The 20,704-nt window shown below is 59.8% G+C and carries 18 protein-coding genes; 8 read left to right on the top strand and 10 right to left on the bottom strand.

The features are described from left to right. Positions 1 to 10: 10 nt before the first annotated feature. From ACYZTM_RS18745 to ACYZTM_RS18700, 10 genes are all read right to left on the bottom strand, one after another. Positions 11 to 808, bottom strand: a complete 798-nt coding sequence (locus ACYZTM_RS18745) for a DUF4123 domain-containing protein (protein WP_131058912.1) — start codon at positions 806 to 808, stop codon at positions 11 to 13. Beyond that, positions 805 to 2,127: a type VI secretion system Vgr family protein gene (locus tag ACYZTM_RS18740; RefSeq protein ID WP_461983983.1), complete on the bottom strand. Its 1,323-nt coding sequence runs from the start codon at positions 2,125 to 2,127 to the stop codon at positions 805 to 807. Before ACYZTM_RS18740 ends, ACYZTM_RS18745 begins: the two co-directional genes overlap by 4 nt. Positions 2,128 to 2,360: 233 nt before the next feature. Further along, entirely contained in the window at positions 2,361 to 4,274 is a 1,914-nt protein-coding gene (gene speA, locus ACYZTM_RS18735) for an arginine decarboxylase (RefSeq protein WP_131058910.1), read from the bottom strand. Positions 4,275 to 4,497: 223 nt separating this feature from the next. Next, entirely contained in the window at positions 4,498 to 4,869 is a 372-nt protein-coding gene (locus ACYZTM_RS18730) for a translation initiation factor Sui1 (protein WP_131058909.1), read from the bottom strand. A gap of 268 nt (positions 4,870 to 5,137) precedes the next feature. Next, positions 5,138 to 5,695, bottom strand: coding sequence for an NUDIX hydrolase (locus ACYZTM_RS18725; RefSeq protein WP_131058908.1), 558 nt, complete (start codon positions 5,693 to 5,695; stop codon positions 5,138 to 5,140). Positions 5,696 to 5,698: 3 nt separating this feature from the next. Next, positions 5,699 to 6,766: a DUF2333 family protein gene (locus tag ACYZTM_RS18720; RefSeq protein WP_131058907.1), complete on the bottom strand. Its 1,068-nt coding sequence runs from the start codon at positions 6,764 to 6,766 to the stop codon at positions 5,699 to 5,701. A gap of 180 nt (positions 6,767 to 6,946) precedes the next feature. Further along, a complete protein-coding gene (locus ACYZTM_RS18715) occupies positions 6,947 to 7,396 on the bottom strand; it encodes a hypothetical protein (protein ID WP_461983980.1) in 450 nt (149 codons plus the stop codon). Next, on the bottom strand, positions 7,393 to 7,899 hold the full coding sequence (locus ACYZTM_RS18710; protein WP_461983978.1) for an Hcp family type VI secretion system effector: 507 nt from the start codon (positions 7,897 to 7,899) through the stop codon (positions 7,393 to 7,395). Before ACYZTM_RS18710 ends, ACYZTM_RS18715 begins: the two co-directional genes overlap by 4 nt. Continuing rightward, positions 7,878 to 8,588, bottom strand: a complete 711-nt coding sequence (locus ACYZTM_RS18705; protein ID WP_131058904.1) for a hypothetical protein — start codon at positions 8,586 to 8,588, stop codon at positions 7,878 to 7,880. The genes ACYZTM_RS18710 and ACYZTM_RS18705 overlap by 22 nt, the downstream gene beginning before the upstream one ends. Further along, on the bottom strand, positions 8,585 to 9,736 hold the full coding sequence (locus tag ACYZTM_RS18700; RefSeq protein WP_461983975.1) for a DUF2515 family protein: 1,152 nt from the start codon (positions 9,734 to 9,736) through the stop codon (positions 8,585 to 8,587). The genes ACYZTM_RS18705 and ACYZTM_RS18700 overlap by 4 nt, the downstream gene beginning before the upstream one ends. Before the next feature lie 326 nt (positions 9,737 to 10,062). Between ACYZTM_RS18700 and gcbA the strand changes: the two genes are divergently transcribed. From gcbA to ACYZTM_RS18660, 8 genes are all read left to right on the top strand, one after another. After that, a complete protein-coding gene (gene gcbA / locus ACYZTM_RS18695; RefSeq protein ID WP_461983973.1) occupies positions 10,063 to 11,733 on the top strand; it encodes a diguanylate cyclase GcbA in 1,671 nt (556 codons plus the stop codon). 52 nt (positions 11,734 to 11,785) lie between these two features. Continuing rightward, positions 11,786 to 13,732 carry a methyl-accepting chemotaxis protein gene (locus ACYZTM_RS18690; RefSeq protein ID WP_461983971.1) on the top strand — a complete coding sequence of 649 codons (1,947 nt, stop codon included), beginning with the start codon at positions 11,786 to 11,788 and terminating at the stop codon, positions 13,730 to 13,732. Positions 13,733 to 13,922: 190 nt separating this feature from the next. Further along, positions 13,923 to 15,674 (top strand): protein-disulfide reductase DsbD, encoded by a 1,752-nt coding sequence (locus tag ACYZTM_RS18685; RefSeq protein ID WP_461983969.1) that lies wholly within the window; start codon positions 13,923 to 13,925, stop codon positions 15,672 to 15,674. Between the two features lie 131 nt (positions 15,675 to 15,805). Continuing rightward, on the top strand, positions 15,806 to 16,258 hold the full coding sequence (gene aroQ, locus ACYZTM_RS18680; RefSeq protein ID WP_020797556.1) for a type II 3-dehydroquinate dehydratase: 453 nt from the start codon (positions 15,806 to 15,808) through the stop codon (positions 16,256 to 16,258). A 46-nt stretch (positions 16,259 to 16,304) separates the two neighbouring features. Beyond that, positions 16,305 to 16,766, top strand: coding sequence for an acetyl-CoA carboxylase biotin carboxyl carrier protein (accB, locus tag ACYZTM_RS18675; protein ID WP_054044024.1), 462 nt, complete (start codon positions 16,305 to 16,307; stop codon positions 16,764 to 16,766). Positions 16,767 to 16,783: 17 nt separating this feature from the next. Beyond that, positions 16,784 to 18,142: an acetyl-CoA carboxylase biotin carboxylase subunit gene (gene accC, locus ACYZTM_RS18670; protein WP_131058899.1), complete on the top strand. Its 1,359-nt coding sequence runs from the start codon at positions 16,784 to 16,786 to the stop codon at positions 18,140 to 18,142. Positions 18,143 to 18,572: 430 nt separating this feature from the next. Then, a complete protein-coding gene (prmA, locus tag ACYZTM_RS18665) occupies positions 18,573 to 19,451 on the top strand; it encodes a 50S ribosomal protein L11 methyltransferase (RefSeq protein ID WP_461983967.1) in 879 nt (292 codons plus the stop codon). Between the two features lie 30 nt (positions 19,452 to 19,481). Then, positions 19,482 to 20,699 (top strand): DUF3426 domain-containing protein, encoded by a 1,218-nt coding sequence (locus ACYZTM_RS18660; RefSeq protein WP_131058897.1) that lies wholly within the window; start codon positions 19,482 to 19,484, stop codon positions 20,697 to 20,699. The last annotated feature ends 5 nt before the right edge of the window (positions 20,700 to 20,704 follow it).

The raw sequence follows: 20,704 nt of genomic DNA, 5'->3' as shown, positions 1-20,704 counted from the left end.
AACCGTGTGTTCAGGGTTGATCGTTCTGCCACAGGTTGCGCAGGCTATCGAGACGTTCCTGCTGGGTAACGCCCGGCAATGGCTGAACGGGCGTAGCGCCAGGGTACTGCAAGCGCAGCCATAACCAGCCATCGAGCACCACGCGTTCGCTGAAACCCAGCGCCAGCCCTTCCTGCACGTGAGCCCACAGGTGGTGGTAATCGGTCCCGGTGGACCGGCTCCAATGCCAGGCATGCTGCTCAAGCAAGCAGGTTTGCAAGGAGTCCCGCTGACGAGGCGTCAGATTTTCCTCGATGGCTAACGGGCTGACGGCAAGCCCCGGATTGAACAACTGCTGCCAGCCCTGACTGCCGATTGCGCGGTCGGCCCAGGTTCCGCCGAACCAGCGCAACTGACTGATCGGCCCCAGCCAGCGACTCAGTTCCAGGGCATCGCAGGCATCGAAAAAGTAGCTCGCGGTGTGGGGGTTGTAGTAACTCAACAACGCGCGGTGGTGCAGGCCGAAGGTGACCGTGAGCATGCGGCGCAAATGCTCGAGCAGTTGCGCCGACGAAGCCTCACTGACCAGCAACAAACCGCTCCAGATGTGAGGTTCGCGCAGGCACAATTCGGCCAGTGCCGGGCAGCCCTTGAGATCGATCAACAGCGGCCCGTGCTCGCGTATCGGCTGCAATTCGGTGCCATCGAACAGCCAGAACCGTCGGACTTGCGCAAACTGCTGGCGCAGCACCGCACCGGCCCGGGGCTCCCCCGGGACATCGAGCAACAGCCATTGCGCGATGGAGTCGGGCGCCTGGGCTACGATCATGCCGCACCGCTCTGGCCAAACTGCGTTGCTGCCCGGCAGGTGCAGAAGGCTTGCGCACATTGGCTGAAACTGCCCCCGCCGGGCAGCAGACACAGCAGCACGATCGGTTCGCTGGATTGCAACAAACGCAACAGTCCGTCGACCGCAACGTGGTCATCTGTTGCAGCAGCGGGTGGAAGCTCAGGCAAGTCTGACGCTTGGGTGAAGGGTGGGCCGGGAAGAAAACCAGTGATTAAGGGTTGATCCGGATCACCTTCGATATAGCTCACCAGCACCTGCGCACCTTCACTCAACGGCATGACGTGCGCGCCGTCCAGCTCCGGTGCCAACGGCAGCCAGCAGTGGCTGGGCGCAGCGCCTTCGCCCTGATAGACCCAGTCAAATTGCACGGCAACGGGTCTGGATGAATCGGGTTGCGGCTCATCGACATCGACCACCCAGGCCCGCTGCAAGCTGTGTATCCGGGGTTTCATGGTCGAATGAGGCGCCGCGAAAGGAAACTCCCCGGCAACAGCGCGGATCTGGTTGCCATAAGCAAACCCCGGCGTCTGCCCGCCCTGATGCTCGACATGGGTCAGCAGCCAGAGACGATTCCAGTCGGCGCACGGATGGCTTGAAAGCAGAACGCGCTGACCGCTGCGCAGCGTCATCAGGTTCGTCTGACCTTCGCCAGCCTGCGTCTTGCCTTGAACCTTGAACTGCTGCACGCCGGGCTGTTCGGTGTCGGGTTCAAAGACCATCTCGGCTCCCCGCTGAAACTGTCCCTGCCCGTCACCAAAAACCAGACAGTGCCCGCGCCGGCGATGCTCGAAGTGGTAATGAAGCCCTTCCTGAGTACACAGACGCTGGAGAAACCGCAGATCCGATTCCCGGTATTGCGTGCAGAAATCACGGAGTGGGTAATCGCCGCTAAGGTCAAAGCGCCGATCCTTGCCGACAATGCCATGCTCCTTGAGCACCTGGGCGAGGATCTCGGGTACAGAACGGTTACTGAAGATACGCTGGCTGAAACGCTGGGCCAGGCAGGCCAGTTTCGGCCTCAGACGCACGCGACAAAGCCTCGGGGCAGCACCATGACCAGCCTGGACGAGCTCATGCAACTGCCCGTGAAAACCGGTCCCCGGCGGCCCGAGATGCAAAAAGGCCGGACGGTACAACAGGCTTGCCAGGTCCAATGTCGGGTCATCGATCAGCAGATCAACGTCGAACACGAAGGGTTCGTTGATCGCTTCACTGCCGGTAAAGGCCAAGACCTCAACGGGGTCGGGCAGACCCTCTACATCCAGACGAAATGACGGCTCGTTGACTGGATCGAACATCGGCGATTCTCTACAGGAGGGGCGGCCGGGGATTCTCTCTGAGAGAGTTGGCCGAGTAGAGTGCCGAAGTACAACTTAGGAAATGACCTACGCGAAAAGAGGACCACATCGCTTGGATAGCCGGGGATGTGAGTCATTTCGCTTGAAATCAGGGAAGCGTCCCACCAGGTCATCTGAAATTTCCGCAGCGTGCGGAACATTTTCTGACAACCTGATGAGAGCAGTGCCTTACCTCAAGAAGACAGGTAAGACGAACGGGTCAGGCCCAGACGCAAAGCATCGAGGAACTGGGTGCGCTCGGCAGCAGTGATGCGCGCACTCGCGCACTTGTCGCGGTAGTGGGTCATCAGCTCTTCCGGCGACAAGTGCACGTAGCGCAGCATGTCTTCGATGGTGTCGTGGGTTTCGATACCGGCGTGGTACACGCTGCCGTCGGCGTTCTGGTAGATGTTCACCGAATCGGTATCGCCGAACAGGTTGTGCATGTCGCCGAGGATTTCCTGATAGGCGCCGACCAGGAAGATCCCCAGCAGGTAATCTTCGCCTTCGTTCAAACCGTGAACCGGCAGGCTGGTTTCGATGCTCTGCTCGTCGACGTATTGCTTGATCTTGCCGTCGGAGTCGCAGGTCAAATCTTGCAGCACGGCGCGGCGCAGCGGCTCTTCGTCGAGGCGGTGCAGCGGCAGGATCGGCAGCACCTGACCGATGGCCCAGGTGTCCGGCAGGCTCTGGAATACCGAGAAGTTGCAGATGTACTTGTCGGCGAGCTTGTCGTTGAGTTCGTCGAGCACCTGACGGTGCGAACGCTGACGGGCCTTCAACGAGTTGTGCAGGCGACGGCACACGGCGAAGTAGCATTGCTCGGCCAGGGCTTTTTCAGCCAGGGTCATCTTGCCATCGGCGTACTGGGTGGCCACGTCGCTCATGTAGTGCGTCGCGCGCCAGTAGGTTTCGGTGACCATCTCGATGTCGGTCGGGCCCAGCAGGTCAACCAGCCACTGCACGGTTTCCGGCAGCTCTTCCTTGTTCTCGATCTGCGGCACGTCGTCGTTGTGTTTCTCGACGTCGGTCACTTGCACCACCAGCATGGCGTGGTGAGCGGTCAGGGAACGGCCGCTTTCGGAGAAGATGTTCGGGTGCGGCAGGTTCTGCGCGTCGCAGAATTCCTTGAGCATCCCGACCACGACACCGGCGTAATCGTCCATGTCGTAGTTGATCGAACTGGCGTTGCGCGAGTGCGTACCGTCGTAGTCCACGCCCAGACCGCCGCCGACGTCGATGTGGTCAACCGGCAAGCCGAGGTTGCGCAGTTCACCGTAGTAACGAATCGCTTCCTTGAAGCCGTGCTGGTAGTCCGCCAGGTTGGCGATCTGCGAGCCCATGTGGAAGTGCAGCAAGCGAATGCCTTGATCCAGGCCGGCCGCGCGGAAACGCTCGACCACCGACAGCAACTGCGCCGCCGACAGACCGAACTTGGATTTCTCGCCACCGGTGTCCGCCCACTTGCTCGACGCCAGGGAAGACAGACGCACGCGCAAACCAACCTGCGGCTTGACCTTGAGCGAGGCGGCTTCTTCGATCACCAGCGCGACTTCGGATTCTTTCTCGATCACGATGAACACGTTGTGGCCAAGCTTCTGGCCGATCAGCGCCAGACGAATGAACTCGCGGTCCTTGTAACCGTTGCAGACGATGGTGCCGCCCTTCGGCGCCAGGGCCAACACGGCCAGCAGCTCAGGCTTGGAGCCGGCTTCCAGGCCGATGGAAACGTCCTGGGTGGCGATGATGTTTTCGATCACCGCTTCTTGCTGGTTTACCTTGATCGGGTACAGCGCGGTGTACTTGCTCTGGTATTCCAGGCGCTCGATGTTGGCGTCGAACGCACCGGTCAACTGACGCACGCGGTCTTGCAGAATGTCAGGAAAACGCACCAGCAACGGCAAGGACAGGCCGCTTTGGCGCAGCTGGTCGACTTGCTCGAAGAGGTCGATAGGCGAACTGGTCGGACCGTTCGGACGAACTTCGACGCGACCGGCGTCATTGATCGCGAAGTACCCGGCCCCCCAATGGCGAATCCCGTAAACACTGCGGCTGTCCGCAACTGTCCATTGGCTGCCATCGTCTTTGCGTGTGCGTCGTACGGACATTGAAGTCCCCTATAAAGAAGTCATAGAGCGTCGCCTGGGTTCAGGCCGGCGCAGTCTAAAGAATGAAAATGACGATTAGCCTGCATGCAAGGGCCATAGACCTCACATTCAGCGCTGAGTTTAGAAACCGGTCAGAACAGGCTCTGTGAAAACCATGTAGACGACGCCAGGCCAGAGTAGAAACGGGACTGGATCAAGCCGGGGGTGGTTTTCACAGAGGCTGCTAGCCGCCGGATTTCTTCGCTTTGAAACCCAGCTTGATCAGTTCAGCCAAGAGTAGCTCGACATGATCGCCCTGGATTTCGATGATTGCGTCTTTCAACGCTCCCCCGGTCCCGCAACGTTTCTTCAACGTGGTGGCCAGGTCCTTGAGCGCTTCTTCCGCCAACGGCACGCCGGTAATGGTGGTCACCGTCTTGCCACCGCGACCCTTGCTTTCGCGACGCACGCGAGCGATGCCGTCGCCGGCCGGGATAACGGTCTGTTTGCAGATGCAGGCGTCCACCGGTTTACTGCAATCGGGGCAATGACGACCTGCGTCGGTGGAAAATACCAAGCCACCAAGGGCGGCGAAGGATGCGGCTTTTTTGGCCACCGGCAATCCTCTTGGGAGGACAAAGACTGGTCGCAGCAACTCGGGAAGCTGCCATCGACCGCGAAGCCCCACTCAGGCAGGGGCAGCGCTACTGATACGGTACAACCCTGTAGGAGCGAAGCTTGCTCGCGAAGAACGCAAGGACGATGCGTACATCCTGAATGTATGCGTTATCGTTGAAGACCTTCGCGAGCAAGCTTCGCTCCTACAAAAGGTCGCGCAGTGTAACGGCAAAAAGCCGACTTGCTAAGAGCCAATCGGTGCCAATTTATAGCTCTTTTGCGACGTTCTCGCCACGCGCGCGCAGATAGCGCTTCAACGCGGCCAAAGAGTCCGGGCAATAAGGCTTTTGCTGGATTTCCAGCAGGACCTGATCGATGGGGATGAAGCGCGCTTCCAGCACCTCTTCCGGCTGTAGGATCAACGGGCCGTCCCACACCGCCGAAAATGCCGAACACCAGAGGCGATTGCCGGTGTCCTCGAAGAAGAAGTGATCATGAGCGGTCAGTTCTACGCCGCTCACACCCAGCTCTTCTTCCAGTTCACGTGCAGCCGATTCGGCATACGTCTCGGTGGCGAGCACCATGCCGCCCGCCGCCACGTCCCAGTAACCGGGATAAATGGCCTTGCTCAGGGTTCGACGGTGAACGCACAGTTCACCGGCCGAATTGAACAGCATGATGTAGGTGCCGCGCCCGATCAGCCCGCGCTCGCGCAGGTCGGAACGGACCAAAGCGCCGAGCAGGTTGTCCTGCTCGTCGACCCAGGCGATCTGTTCGGCATCCGAGGCCGCGCGGTGGGCAGCCTCTTTGGCAGTATCGACCATGACTCAGCCCTGATTGAGCAATTGACGCAGATCGATCACTGCGGCGTTGGCCCGGGAGATGTAGTTGGCCATGACCAGCGAGTGGTTGGCCAGCACGCCAAAGCCGCTGCCGTTAAGGATCATCGGGCTCCAGACCGGTTCTTGCGAGGCTTCCAGCTCACGAATGATCTGGCGCACGCTGACCGTGGCGTTTTTCTTGGCCAGCACATCGGCGAAGTCGACTTCGATGGCGCGCAACAGATGGGACAAGGCCCAGGCCTGGCCGCGGGCTTCGTAGAACACATTGTCGATCTGCATCCACGGGGTTTCGACGATCTCTTCGTCAACCTGCGGTACCTGACCTGGAGCGACGACTTCAGTTTTCAATGCGGTGTTGAGCTTGACCCGGCCAACACTGGCCGACAGCCGTTGCGACAGCGAACCCAGACGGGTGCCGACATCGCCCAGCCAGTTGTTCAGGTTGTCGGCGCGGGCATAGAACAGCGCGTTTTTCTGCGACGGATCGGACAGGCGCGCCTGATAACGGCTCAGGGAACTAATGCCTTCCAGGTACTCGGACTCGCTGGACGGCAGCACCCAGCTCTTATTGTCGAAGTTGAAACGCGGCTCGGCCTTGGCCAGATCAGAGTCTTCGGCAGATTGCGATTGCGAGCGGGCGAAGTCTTTACGCAAGGCACGCGTCAAGTCACGGACCTGGACCAGCACGCCATATTCCCAGCTCGGCGTGTTGTCCATCCACAGGCCCGGCGGGAAACGGTCGTTGGAAATATAGCCACCCGGCTTGGTCAGCAAAGTACCGGCGACGGTCTTGAGGGTTTCGACCGTGGTGTAGCCGATGACCATTTGCTTGCCTTCTTTCTCGGCGGCCATCTGGGCATTCTGCTGAACCGGGAACAGTGCAGGTTCCTGGCTCCAGTACCAGCCCAGCGCAATAGCCACCAGCAGGTAAATGGCAATCAGAGTGGCCAGCGCCCGGCTGAACAACAGGCCACCCAAGTAACTGCGGGTGGCCGATTTCGGTTCAGCGGCACGTTCAGGCGCGCTGCCCGCGCGATTCTTCCAGTCCAGCATGGCGATATCCTTTCAATCACTTGAGTTCATCGGTTCGACCACAACCATACAACAACGTGCCTTTGGCCGGCACCTGCCGTTGGGTTAATCCAAAAAAATTACGGCCGAACCTGCGGCAATCGTTGCCGATAAACTCAAGCGTCCATCCATGCGCTATACGCCTATGACCTCCATTGAAATCTACCGCACCTCGGCCTGCGCAAAAAGATGGGCGATGCCTTCGCCGTCGGTTCTTCTCTGGGCAGCCTGCCCGTCCACGGTTGCGACGTAACGCTGCTGCGCCAGCGGCTCGGCCGTTATGCTGTCAACGAGGCGGAAAATCCTTGGCGATCGTGAGGTCTGGGCTGGCGCATTTTTCATCAATTCAATGATCTTCTGATCGAAGATCCGGACCGGTATTGGCCAGTCGCCGTAGTCGGCCTCAGCACGGATCAACCGCCACGATCCACGCTCAAGCTGTTCAAGCACCTCGCTGTCGATATCGATCAACAGGCCCGCACGCAACTCGTCAAGACCTTCGATGGGTTGCCGATCAAGCAACGCCTGGCGCACGTGATCCAGCGCTTGCTCACTGGAATAGGCATGTTGGCGCTCCCACGCGGACAGATGAAATTCATTGACCAGCCTCATACCTGCTCCTCGGCGCGCCATTCGTCGGAGCCCATGGTCCGGCTGATCTCATGCCGCCAATAGATCCGCCGGTAACTGAAGTGGACCTTTTCCAGCTGAGTCAGGTGAGCAGTACCGGGATCCTGGCAATGAGGCATGAGCACTTCAGCGCCGACGATCACCGCGTCTTCCAGCTCCATCGTGTAAAAATGTTCCTGGATTCCCTGAGCCGAGGTGCGATACCACTCGACGCGGCACTTGCTGAGCAGTTCCCCGGAACACAAGGCGATGTTGATCAGCGGCGACGACTTGTCGATTGCCTTGGTAATGACCAAGGGCTTGTGCATCCGGCGCCCCGCCCCCGACCCTTTGGGCACGAAAGTGCCATGGCTCAGGGCTTGAATCATGATCTGGTCTTCGCGGCCCAGTTGGTAGACGTTGCCAACCGACGCCTCGGTGAAGGCGCCGGCGCTGATCAAGCCTTGTCTCTCACCATGGAGTGTCATGAAGGCGGGGGTTGGCATGGTGGGGCTCCGTCAGATTTGGATGGGAATACGGGAGTGATCGAATGGTCTTGAATCCGCGCATGCTCGGCGTATTCGAAGGGTAACCAGGGTTCAGCAAGAGTGACGAAGATCAAATAGCGCTGGTCAGTTCGATGACGAGAACGATTGAACGGCTCAAGGTCCAGCATTAGCTGATACCTGTCACCAGCCAACCAGAAAGACATTGCGTACCCTGTCCCGTCCCGAAGCCAAGCTCGCCATTCAGGCGTATCGGCTATCACAGGGTCATCAAGAACTTTCGCCGCAACCCAGCCTTTTTTGCGCCATTGATCATGCAAGCCCAGTACGACTTTAAGAGCGTCATCAAGCGGTAGTGGCTCGATTTGTGGGGATAAACGCACCGTTCCAACCCGTCCGTTCTTGGACGAGATTGTGAAATAGCGGGCCAGTGGCGTGACAAAACCATAATCAGGGTCATTGAAACGCAGGCATACACCGGATCTGGATTTGTTGGACCATACCTTTCCCGAGGGTATGGGGCCGATTGCAGCGTTTGAACGCTGAAGCATATCCTCCCAAGGCTCATTGATAATCAGGGAGATTTCGAAGTCGTCCAGCGTAGAGTCAATACACCAGCGCAGCAACGTCACCGCCAGCACCATCAGCAGTATGAAGCGCCAACCATCGATCCATCGTCGGAAATTCATGGAGGTGCACCACCGGCTGCAATTTCCCGGATCGACTGCTCTAGAGCAGAACGGTTATCGTCGCGCAACAGATCATCGAAACGTTCGGCAGCCCTGAGTACAAATACCATGCGCTGTTCAACATCGGAGAGGTTGGCCAGAGGATTGTTGCCAAAACCAATAGTGCGCCCATCATCAAGTCGCTGACATTGACTGGTAAGTGTCAGCTCGATTGCTTGGGCTACGCCTGAAGGGAAACCCGTAACAAAAGACGCATGATTGCCCTGCAGCAAAGCGGCGAGATGCGAGTCCTCATAAATAGTCGGCTGCAGGATATTTCGCTGTTCATGCTCTGCCAAATGCTCCACGCTCAATGCCACATCGCCTATTTCAATCGCGTCGAAAGCTTTCAAGATTTCGTCGTGTTGCAACCCGAACTGGAGCTTTTCCTGCCCTACCGGCCAAATCACCGGAAATTCCGGATGCCCAAAAATCCCAACCCGCGCTTTCAGGCACGTTTTCAATTCCTTGAGGCCTCGCTTCGCGTAAAACGCATGTAGAGGAAAAATATCCAGAAACAGCGTGGTGTTACCCAATGCCATCATCTCGTGCACATATCGAAATTGCTGCTGCACCAGAGACAAGTCCTCCCCCGTTAAATGCAGGTCAACAAAGGGAACAGGATTGCGCGCGTCTGCTTCTTTATAGTCACGCAAGGCGTCTGCCTGTTCCGCCATTCGGTCGGGCCTCAACAATCCGAACTCTCGGCGGCTATCTCGCAATCGCTGCCTGGTTTCCCGCTCATCACGGATTCGCTCCTCACTGTGCGCCGCACGCAAAAGTCCGCAGCCGACCTGCTTAGAGGCAAACGCAGCCAGCCCAGCCCACTGAAACCGCGAGTCGTGTAACCACAGTCGGGCATACGCAGCGTTGATCGCGCGATTCCGCTCCACTGGATCAACGATCAAAAACCCATCAGGAGCGATGATGTCTTCGGCCTCGCGCTGGTAGATGCGCCATAGGCCTGCGCAAGTCAGAATCGGTACATCGGTAACAAGCGTCTCGCTGCCATAAAGCCGCACCTCCTTACATTCACACTCAGCAACCGGCGTGCTGTTGTGGTTCAGGCGCTGCTCATCGCAGGGGTGTTCTTTGAAACACTGGGTCATGGTTTGCGGACGGCTTTCAAGGGAATCCCTGAACCCTATCAGCCACAAATCCCGATCGGATCATCTGTGCGGAAAATCAGAAATACCTGACAGACGAAGCTTGCCGAGCCCTGGGAAGTTGCCTTGAAATGATCAGGAGACGTCCTGAAACGCGCGATTCATCAGGCTCTATCGGTCAGTGATGCCCCGACCGAGACTCATCGGTCATAAACTGAATAACGTCGCTTTGCAGTTTATTGACGTGCGACACTCATGCGATCGAAAAAGAGGTGCTAGCATAGAGCCACCAGTCGATCTCAGCATGCACCCTAACTAGTAGTCAGGATATGACCGAGCCAGAAGACCCCAGCCGTGAGCGCCTCAAGCACCACTTTACCCAGCGGGTAATTCATCAGGCACGTCAAATTCTTGAGATATGGCAGCGCCTGCAACGCAGCGAATGGTCCACCATCGATTTGTCGGAACTGAGCGAGGCCAACCTGCGCCTGCTGCGGTTTGCCGAGCGTTTCGAACAACCGGAACACACTCAACTGGCGCGCTACATCGGCCAGTCGCTGGAGGCTGTCGACGCCAATCGCGGACGCCTGAGCAGCGGACTGATCACCGACCTCAATCGCTTGATGCAGCGCCTGTCGCGAACCGGTCTGCGCCACGGCGATCAGCTCGATCAAACCTTTCTGCCGCCGCTGCGCAAGCCCATCTACGTGATGCTGCAGGATCATGACCGCGCCGAACGCCTGGCCAAGCAGCTGGAATTTTTCGGGCTCAGCGCCCAGTCCCTGGACAGCGTTGCTGCGTTTCGCTCCTCGATGGTCGAGCGCCTTCCTGCCGCGATCGTCATGGACGTGGACTTCAGTGGCCCCGGCATCGGCCTGAAACTGGCCGCCGAGGCCCAGGAAGGTCTCGACCATCGGCTGCCGCTTTTATTTTTCAGCTTGCTTGAAACCGACACCCCGACCCGCCTCGCCGCCGTGCGGGCCGGTGGCCAGGAATTCCTCACCGGCACCCTCGAAGCCTCGAGCCTGCTGGAGAAGATCGAAGTCCTGACCTGTGTCGCCCAGTACGAACCTTATAGAGTGTTGATCATCGACGACTCCCGCGCCCAGGCCTTGCACACCGAGCGCCTGCTCAACAGCGCCGGGATCGTCACGCGAACCTTGATCGACCCGATTCAGGCCATGGCTGAACTGGCGGACTTCCAGCCAGACCTGATCATCCTCGACATGTACATGCCGACCTGCACCGGCACGGAACTGGCCAAAGTGATCCGTCACAACGACCGTTACGTCAGCGTGCCGATCATTTACCTGTCGGCCGAAGACGATCTGGACAAGCAACTCGACGCCATGAGCGAAGGTGGTGACGACTTCCTGACCAAACCGATCAAGCCGCGACACCTGATCACCACCGTGCGCAACCGCGCGGCGCGGGCGCGCAATCTGAAAGCGCGGATGGTCCGCGACAGCCTGACCGGCTTGTACAACCACACCCACATCCTGCAATTGCTCGAAGACTGCAGCTTCCGCGCCCGCCGCGAGAGCAAGCCGCTGAGTTTTGCGATGCTCGACATCGACCACTTCAAACGGGTCAACGACAGCCACGGCCACCCCATGGGTGACCGGGTCATCAAGAGCCTGGCGCTGTTCCTCAAGCAGCGGTTGCGCAAGACCGACTTCATCGGCCGCTACGGCGGTGAAGAATTCGCCATCGTCATGCCGGACACCGATCTCGAATCGGCCCACAAAGTACTCGATGAAATCCGTCAGCGATTTGCCGAAATCCACTACCCGGCCCAGCCCCAGGATCTGTGGTGTACGTTCAGCGCGGGTGTGGTGGAGCTGTGCGAACACTCCGACAGCCTGATGATGGCCAGCCAGGCAGACGAAGCGCTGTACCGCGCCAAGGATGGCGGACGTAATCGCGTGCAAGCTGCGCGGACGTCAAAGCAAAGTGCCACTTTTTCATCGGAATGGACCCATTCGGTCATAACTCTGTAACAGAAACGCAATAACTTCAGGCGCTTACCATTCTGCCGTTGGTAGACCCGCGATGCGCCTGAAGCTGCTGACCAATCTCAACACCCTCCTTTTAGTCGCCGTGTGCGTGGCCCTTGGCGCGACGCTCTGGTGGTCGCAAAAAGCCCTCGAACGCCCTTATCTGCTGATGGAGCGTTACCTGAGTTTGTCCCAGCAATTTCAAAATGAAGTGGAGCGAAACGTCGACGACTACCTCGCCAGCGGCGATGCCCTGCGCCTGAGCAGCGCCAACCAGGCCATTGACGGCCTGCAAAAGGAACTCGGTGAACTGCCGCCGGCCCTGGCCGACACGTTGCGTCCGAGCCTGTCGAACCTGAATGAATTCAGCAAAACCGACCTGCTGGCCGCCGGCAAACTCGCCGGTGATCCTCAGGCGCTGTTGCTGCAAGCCGAACGCGAACTGGGCGCAAGTCTCGACCAACTCAGCCAGTACGCCAGTGGCAACGCGGCGTACCTTGCGCCCTTGCTCGCTGCGTCCCAGCACCTGGGCAAACTGTCGCTGACCCGGGACAAACTGGTCAGCAGCGGTCGCAGTGAACTGGCCGCTGATGTCGAGCGCGAAGTCGCCAGCATCCGCGCGCAGTCTGAGCTGATTGGCGCCTTGCCGTTGCTCGGCGTGGCGGCCAGCAGCGAATCCGGCACGGATGATTTCGCGGCGATGATGGGCCTGGAGAATACCGAAAAAGCCGTCGCCGAAGATGCCGGTGTCGGCCTCAAACGGGAACTCAACAGCCTGCTGACGCGCTACCCCGCAGAACTTTCACGCACTCGCGACCAGATCCAGAAGCGCACCGACCTCAGCACGGCGACGCACCTGAAAATCGCCGACGTGCAGCAGGCCATCGCCGCACTGGAGCCGGTGGTCCGCGCCCAGCACGGGCAGATTCAGGGCGAAGTGCGCTTGATGCAAGGCGTGATGATCGGCCTGATTCTGCTGATCGCCTTGTTGATCGACACCTTGCAACGGAAACTGGCCCGGACGCTGACCAACCTCGCCCCCGCCCTTTCGACCTGGGCCGAAGGCGACTTCAGCCAGGACATTCAATTGGGCAAAACCAATCGCGAACTGCACGACATTGAAGCGTCGCTCAATCGCATGCGTGCGTACCTGGTGGACCTGGTGGGGACCATTCGCCTGAATGCCGAGCAGGTCGCCGGCAGCAGTCGCACCCTGGCCGAGTTGAGCAACGACTTGCACAGCGGCGCCGAACACCAGGCCGGCGACACCGCGCTGATTCGTGATTCTCTCGGCGAACTGGAAGCAACGATTCAACAAGTCGCCGGCGATGCCAGCCAAGCCGCCGACGCCAGTCGCCATGCCGGATTGGCCGTTGAGCACGGCCAGAAAGTCATCGGCCTGAGCCTCACCGGCCTGCACGCGCTGGTGGGTGAAGTGCAAGGCAATGCGCAGATGATCGAGCACCTGGCTGAAGAATCGGCGACCATCGGCGGCGTGCTGACGGTGATCCGCTCGATTGCCGACCAGACCAACCTGCTGGCCCTGAACGCCGCCATCGAAGCCGCCCGCGCCGGGGAGATGGGGCGTGGGTTTGCGGTGGTGGCGGAAGAGGTTCGCTCACTGGCGCAACGCACGGCCGGGGCCACGGCAGAAATCCAGACCTTGATCGCCGGCCTGCAAACCGCCGCGCGGCAATCGGTCGAAGGCATGCGCGCCCAGGTCGAGCACGCCGAAGCCACGGCCAATCAGGCTCAGGCGGCCGACGGTGCACTCGATAAAATCGTCGGGGCGATCCAGACCATTTCCGACACCGCCGTGCGCATCGCCGATGTCACTGCGCAGCAGAGTGGGGCCGTCAGTGAGATCCGCGATCACAGCGAGCGGATTCACCAATTGGGCGGGGATAACTTGCTGCGCATCGGCGAGGGACGCGAGCAGGGGGAAAATCTGCTGGTGTTGGGCGGGCGATTGCATACAGCCGTTCAGGCCTTCCGCGTCTGACGGCTTACTGATGATCGTTCCCACGCTCTGCGTGGGAATGCCTCAATGGACGCTCTGCGTCCGCTTTTGGGACGCGGAGCGTCCCGGGCTGCATTCCCACGCGGAGCGTGGGAACGATCAAAAACGCCCCGCCCTGCACACCCCGCGACTGTCCGCTATCATGCCCCCAATTCCGACACGCGAGATTGTCATGCGCCGTTTGCTCTGCCTGCTGCTTTTAGTGCTCGCCCTGCCGGCCACCGCCGCCGGGTTGCTGGAGAGCCGGCCCAGTTCCACCCTGGGCTCGATCAACAACAGCGCCGACTTCCTGCCGGTGCGCGAGGCGTTTCAGCTGAGCCTGGTAGACAGCACGCCGCAATCGATCAAGCTGCGTTTTGTCGCGACGGAGGGTTACTACCTCTATCGTCATCGCTTTCAGTTTCGCGCCGATCCGGCCGAGGTCGGCCTTGGCGCGGCGCAATTGCCCAAGGGCGAACAGAAGCACGATGAGTACTTTGGCGACGTCGAGGTCTATCACGGCATTCTCGACATCGAAGTGCCGCGCACCGATCCCCGCGCCTTCACGCTGGCCGTGACCTATCAGGGCTGCGCCGACAAAGGCCTGTGTTATCCGCCCGAAACCGAGCGCCTGAACATTGATGGCATTGGCGCACCGACACCCGCCACGACACAGCGCTGGAGCTGGCGCGAGCTCGCCTTGTTCTTTCTCGCGGGTCTGGGTTTGACCTTCACCCCGTGTGTGCTGCCAATGCTGCCGATCCTTTCCGGCGTAGTTTTGCGTGGTCAGGTCGGCGGGTTGCGCGGCTTCAATCTGTCGCTTGCTTACGTCCTGCCAATGGCCGCCTGCTTCGCATTGCTGGGGGCGTTGATGGGGATGTTCGGTGCTCAGCTCAACCTTCAGGCGCGTCTGCAATCGGCGTGGGTGCTGGTGCCGTTCGCGATGTTTTTTGCGCTGTTTGCCCTCGCGATGTTCGGCGTGTTCGAACTCAAGTTGCCACAGGCCATCAGCAGTCGGCTGGACCGGATCGCCGGCCGCACCGAAGGCGGTTCGCTCTGGGGCGCCGCGGTGCTGGGCGTGGTTTCCAGCCTGCTGGTGTCGCCCTGCGTTTCGGCGCCGCTGGCCGGTGCGCTGCTTTACATCAGCGCCAGCGGCGATGCGCTGGGGGGCGGATTGAAACTGTTCATGCTCGGCCTCGGCATGGGCACACCGCTGCTGCTCGTGGCCACCGGTGGCGCGGCCTGGCTGCCGAAAAGCGGGCCGTGGCTGGTCTATGTGAAAAATGCGATTGGCGTGTTGTTGCTGGGATTGGCGATCGGGCTGGTCAGTCGCGTATTGCCGGGCCAGATCACCTTGCTGCTGATCGGTTTGCTGGCCGGTGGCGTCGGCCTGTTCATGGGCGCTCTGGAATTCGTCTACAAACCTCCTCGAAAACGCCTCGGCCAACTGCTCGGGGTGTTTCTGCTGTTTTACGCGCTGGCCTGTTGGTTCGGGGCGTTCAGCGGGCAGACCGACCCGCTCAACCCGATTGGTCAGCCGCGCATTGTTGCCGGCAATGAACAGCCGAAAAGCTCCAGCGCCTGGCAAACCATCAGCACCCCGGCGGACCTGGACCGCGTCCTCGCCGAAGCCAAATCTTCAGGCACCCCACTACTGCTCGACTGGTACGCCGACTGGTGCATCAGCTGCAAAGTCATCGAACGCGAAGTGCTCAACGACGCCACGGTCGTCGAACGCCTGAAAGACTATCGCCTGATCCGCTTCGACATCACTGCCAGTAATGCCGAGCAACGCGCACTGCTCGATCGCTACAAATTGTTCGGCCCTCCGGCCCTGATGTTTTTCGGCAAGGACGGTGTCGAACGCGCCGATGTGCGAGTGATCGGCGAGATCAACGCGCCAGACTTCGCCGAACGTGTTGCGAAAGCAAATGACCGGATTTAATCACCCGGTCACATATTTCGCGCAAACATCGGCCATCGTGCTGGCTATTGCATAGAACTGGACAGTCACAAAGGCTTTGCGGCATAGTCGCCGGGTTCTGACAACTGCACACAGATAACAAGGAACAGCAGATGGCGACGCTATTGGTTTTGCACGGACCCAACTTGAACTTGCTCGGCACCCGCGAGCCGGGCACCTATGGCGCTACGACACTGGCGCAGATCAACCAGGACCTGGAACGCCGTGCCCGTGAAGCCGGCCACCATCTGCTGCACCTGCAAAGCAACGCCGAGTACGAATTGATTGACCGCATCCACGCTGCCCGCAGTGAAGGTGTGGACTTCATTCTGATCAATCCAGCAGCTTTTACGCACACAAGCGTCGCATTACGTGACGCGTTGCTGGCGGTGAGCATCCCATTCATCGAAGTGCATTTGTCTAACGTGCACAAACGCGAACCTTTCCGCCATCACTCTTACTTCTCCGACGTAGCGGTGGGAGTGATCTGCGGCCTTGGCGCCAGCGGTTATCGACTGGCCCTGGAGGCCGCCCTGGAGCAGCTTGAAAGACCGGCAACAGCTTGAACAACAAGCGTAACGCCCCTGACCGACCCTTGGGAGTTGATGATTCATGGATATCCGTAAAGTTAAGAAACTGATCGAACTGCTGGAAGAGTCCGGCATCGACGAGCTCGAGATCAAGGAAGGCGAAGAGTCCGTACGCATCAGCCGTCATAGCAAGACCCCGGCTCAGCAGTACTACGCACCGGCTCCAATGCACGCTCCGGCACCTGCGCCTGTTGCTGCCGCTCCGGTTGCCGCTGCAGCACCTGCTGCTCCGGCCGCGCCAGTTCTGAACGGCACCGTTGCCCGTTCGCCGATGGTCGGCACCTTCTATCGCAAGTCTTCGCCAAGCTCGCCGTCCTTCGTTGAAGTCGGCCAGACCGTGAAGAAAGGCGACACCCTGTGCATCGTCGAAGCCATGAAGATGATGAACCACATCGAAGCTGAAACCAGCGGTGTGATCGAATCCATCCTCGTCGAAGACGGCCAGCCGGTTGAGTACGACCAACCGCTGTTCACCATCGTTTGAACCGCGGAGAGACTTTGATGACTGCGAAGTTGGAAAAAGTTCTGATCGCCAACCGCGGTGAGATCGCCCTGCGAATCCTGCGCGCCTGCAAAGAGATGGGCATCAAGACCGTCGCCGTTTATTCCACGGCTGACAAAGAGCTGATGCACCTGGGCCTGGCAGACGAATCCGTCTGCATCGGTCCGGCCTCGGCTGCAAAGTCTTACCTGCATATTCCGGCAATCATCGCTGCAGCCGAAGTGACCGGCGCTACCGCCATTCACCCAGGCTACGGTTTCCTTGCGGAAAACGCTGATTTCGCTGAACAGGTCGAGAACTCCGGCTTCGCGTTCATTGGTCCGAAAGCCGACACCATTCGCCTGATGGGCGACAAGGTTTCGGCCAAGCACGCCATGATCGCTGCGGGCGTTCCAACCGTTCCGGGTTCCGACGGCCCACTGCCTGAAGACGAAGAAACCGCTCTGCGCATCGGTCGCGAAGTCGGTTACCCGGTGATCATCAAAGCCGCTGGCGGCGGTGGTGGTCGTGGCATGCGCGTTGTGCATAAAGAAGAAGACCTGATCTCCTTCGCAAAGCTGACCCGCACCGAAGCAGGCGCGGCGTTCGGCAACCCGATGGTCTATCTGGAAAAATTCCTGACCAACCCACGTCACGTGGAAGTCCAGGTGCTTTCCGATGGCCAGGGCCACGCCATCCATCTGGGCGACCGCGATTGCTCGCTGCAACGTCGTCACCAGAAGGTTCTCGAAGAAGCGCCGGCACCGGGCATCGACGAGAAGGCTCGCGCTGAAGTCCTCGCCCGCTGCGTCAAGGCGTGCATCGACATCAACTACCGTGGTGCGGGTACTTTCGAGTTCCTGTACGAGAACGGCGCGTTCTATTTCATCGAAATGAACACCCGCGTTCAGGTTGAGCACCCGGTTTCGGAAATGGTCACCGGCATCGACATCGTCAAGGAGATGCTCAGCATCGCCGCTGGCAACAAGTTGTCGTACACCCAGGAAGACGTGGTTATCCGCGGTCATGCACTGGAATGCCGGATCAACGCCGAAGACCCGAAAACCTTCATGCCGAGCCCAGGCACGGTCAAGCATTTCCACGCCCCAGGCGGCAACGGCGTTCGCGTCGATTCGCACCTGTACAGCGGTTATGCTGTTCCGCCGAACTACGATTCGTTGATCGGCAAGCTGATCACCTACGGCGCAACTCGTGACGAAGCGTTGGCGCGCATGCGCAATGCGCTGGACGAAATCGTTGTCGACGGGATCAAGACCAACATCCCGCTGCACCGCGATCTGGTCCGCGACGAAGGCTTCTGCAAAGGTGGAATCAACATCCACTACCTGGAACACAAGCTGGCTGGCGACAAGCACTAGTCTGTGATCCGATCTAACAAAGCCGCTTTCGAGCGGCTTTGTTGTTTCTGGAGGTTTCATATCTCCCTCTGTTGGAGCGAGGCTTGCCCGCGACGAAGGCTTCTGCAAAGGTGGAATCAACATCCACTACCTGGAACACAAGCTGGCTGGCGACAAGCACTAGTCTGTGATCCGATCTAACAAAGCCGCTTTCGAGCGGCTTTGTTGTTTCTGGAGGTTTCATATCTCCCTCTGTTGGAGCGAGGCTTGCCCGCGAAGGGCGCGCATCAGTCGAACAGACATACCGCGGCGCCTGGTTCGCGGGCAAGCCTCGCTCCTACGAAGAACACGCATATGTCGGCCTTGTCGTCTTCTGCTCCGCGCTCGCGTAAACTTGCGCGCTTCTCGCAGCCCGCTAGGCTGCAATCAATATTTTTCAAAGGTGCCCGCCATGCCTTGGCTGCAAGTCCGTCTCGCCATCAGCCCAGAACAAGCCGAAACCTACGAAGACGCTTTCCTTGAAGTGGGCGCCGTGTCGGTGACCTTCATGGACGCCGAAGACCAGCCGATCTTCGAGCCAGAGCTCAACACCACGCCGTTGTGGTCGCACACGCACCTGCTGGCCCTGTTCGAAGGTGGCACCGAAGCCGCCAACGTGCTGGCCCATCTGGAGCTGCTGACCGGCAGCCCGCTGCCCGAGCATCACAACGAAGTCATCGAAGACCAGGATTGGGAACGGAGCTGGATGGACGATTTCCAGCCAATGCGCTTCGGTCAGCGCCTGTGGATCGTTCCAAGCTGGCACGCCGCCCCTGAACCCGACGCCGTGAACATTCTGCTGGACCCGGGCCTGGCGTTCGGCACCGGCACCCACCCGACCACCGCGCTGTGCCTGGAATGGCTCGACGGCCAGGATCTCAAAGACTGCAACGTCCTCGACTTCGGTTGCGGTTCGGGGATTCTGGCGATTGCCGCCCTGCTGCTGGGCGCCAAGGAAGCTGTCGGCACCGACATCGACGTGCAGGCGCTTGAAGCGTCCCGCGACAACGCCGGGCGCAACAACATTGCCGAAGCACTCTTCCCGCTGTACCTGCCAGAAGATCTGCCGCAGGTTCAGGCCGATGTGCTGGTGGCGAACATTCTTGCCGGACCGCTGGTTTCCCTGGCGCCGCAATTGTCCAGCCTGGTCAAACCCGGTGGTCGTCTGGCGCTGTCGGGCATCCTCGCCGAGCAAGGTGAAGAAGTCGCCAAAGCCTACGCTCAAGACTTCGATCTGGACCCGATCGCCAATCGCGATGGCTGGGTGCGCATCACTGGCCGTCGGCGCTAGAATGAGCGCCTGCATAAACCGGATCGCCGCATGACCGACAGCTTCGTCACCCAGTGCCCGCATTGCCAAACCAGTTTCCGCGTCAGCCATGCTCAATTGAGCGTGGCACGCGGAGTGGTTCGTTGCGGCTCGTGCTTGCAGGTGTTCAACGCCGCCAAGCAGCTGCTAGAGCAACGGGCCGACAAGGACGCGGTCAAACCGGTCGCCCCGGCCATTGTCGAACCGCCGGCCCAGCGCGCCATCAGCCAAAAGCAATGGTCCGCCACCGAACTGGATCTGGACAGCCTGGACCTGGACGAAGAACTCGCCCGGCTCGAACAACGGGAAATCCAGCCGACTACGGAATTCGGCCGGCAACGCGAAGACAGCCTCAGCGCTCGACGCGACTCTAACGATCATGACGAAGCCCCTTGGTCCGACAGCCTCTTCAGCGAATCGGCGGCTGATCGCGCCCAGGCGGTCGAAGCCGACCAACGGGAAACACAGACTGATCCGGGCAAGCACTCGCGCACTGAACCTTCGTTCTCGCTGGAACCGGTTGATCTGGACGACGAGCCCCAGGTGCCGCAATTGCGCCTGAATGATCCGCTCGACATGCCCCTGCACCATGATCGCCTGTCGGCAACCGATGCACCCGACGACGACTTGCCCCCGATTGTCCCCTTGCGCAAGCGACACGAACGCAGCGAGTCGACCGAACGTGCCGACGCCTTGCAAGACCTGACTGACGATCCGCTGCAACTCGATTGGCAAAAACGTCGCTCCCCCTGGGGCCGACGGCTTTTCTGGCTGCTGCTGGTGCTGCTCGGTGCCGCCGCGCTCGCCGGCCAATACGTCGCTTACCACTTTGACGAACTGGCGCGTCAGGACCAGTACCGTCCATGGTTCCAGCAACTGTGCCCGCAACTCGGTTGCACGGTGCCATCTAAAGTAGACATTGCGAAAATCAAAAGCAGCAACCTCGTGGTCCGCAGCCACCCGGAGTTCAACGGAGCCCTGGTGGTCGATGCGATCATCTACAACCGCGCACCCTTCTCCCAGCCCTTCCCGCTGCTGGAACTGCGCTTCGCCGACCTTAACGGTCACCTGATCGCCAGCCGTCGCTTCAAGCCCGGCGAGTACCTCAACGGCGATCTCGAAGGCATGGCGGAGATGCCACCGCAAACGCCGATCCACATCGCACTGGATATCCTCGATCCAGGCGCCAAAGCGGTGAATTACAGCCTGAGCTTCCATTCCCCCGAGTGAAACGG

The organism is Pseudomonas sp. MDT2-39-1 (genome assembly GCF_054898085.1).
This window is presented reverse-complemented; position numbering and strand designations above follow the sequence as displayed.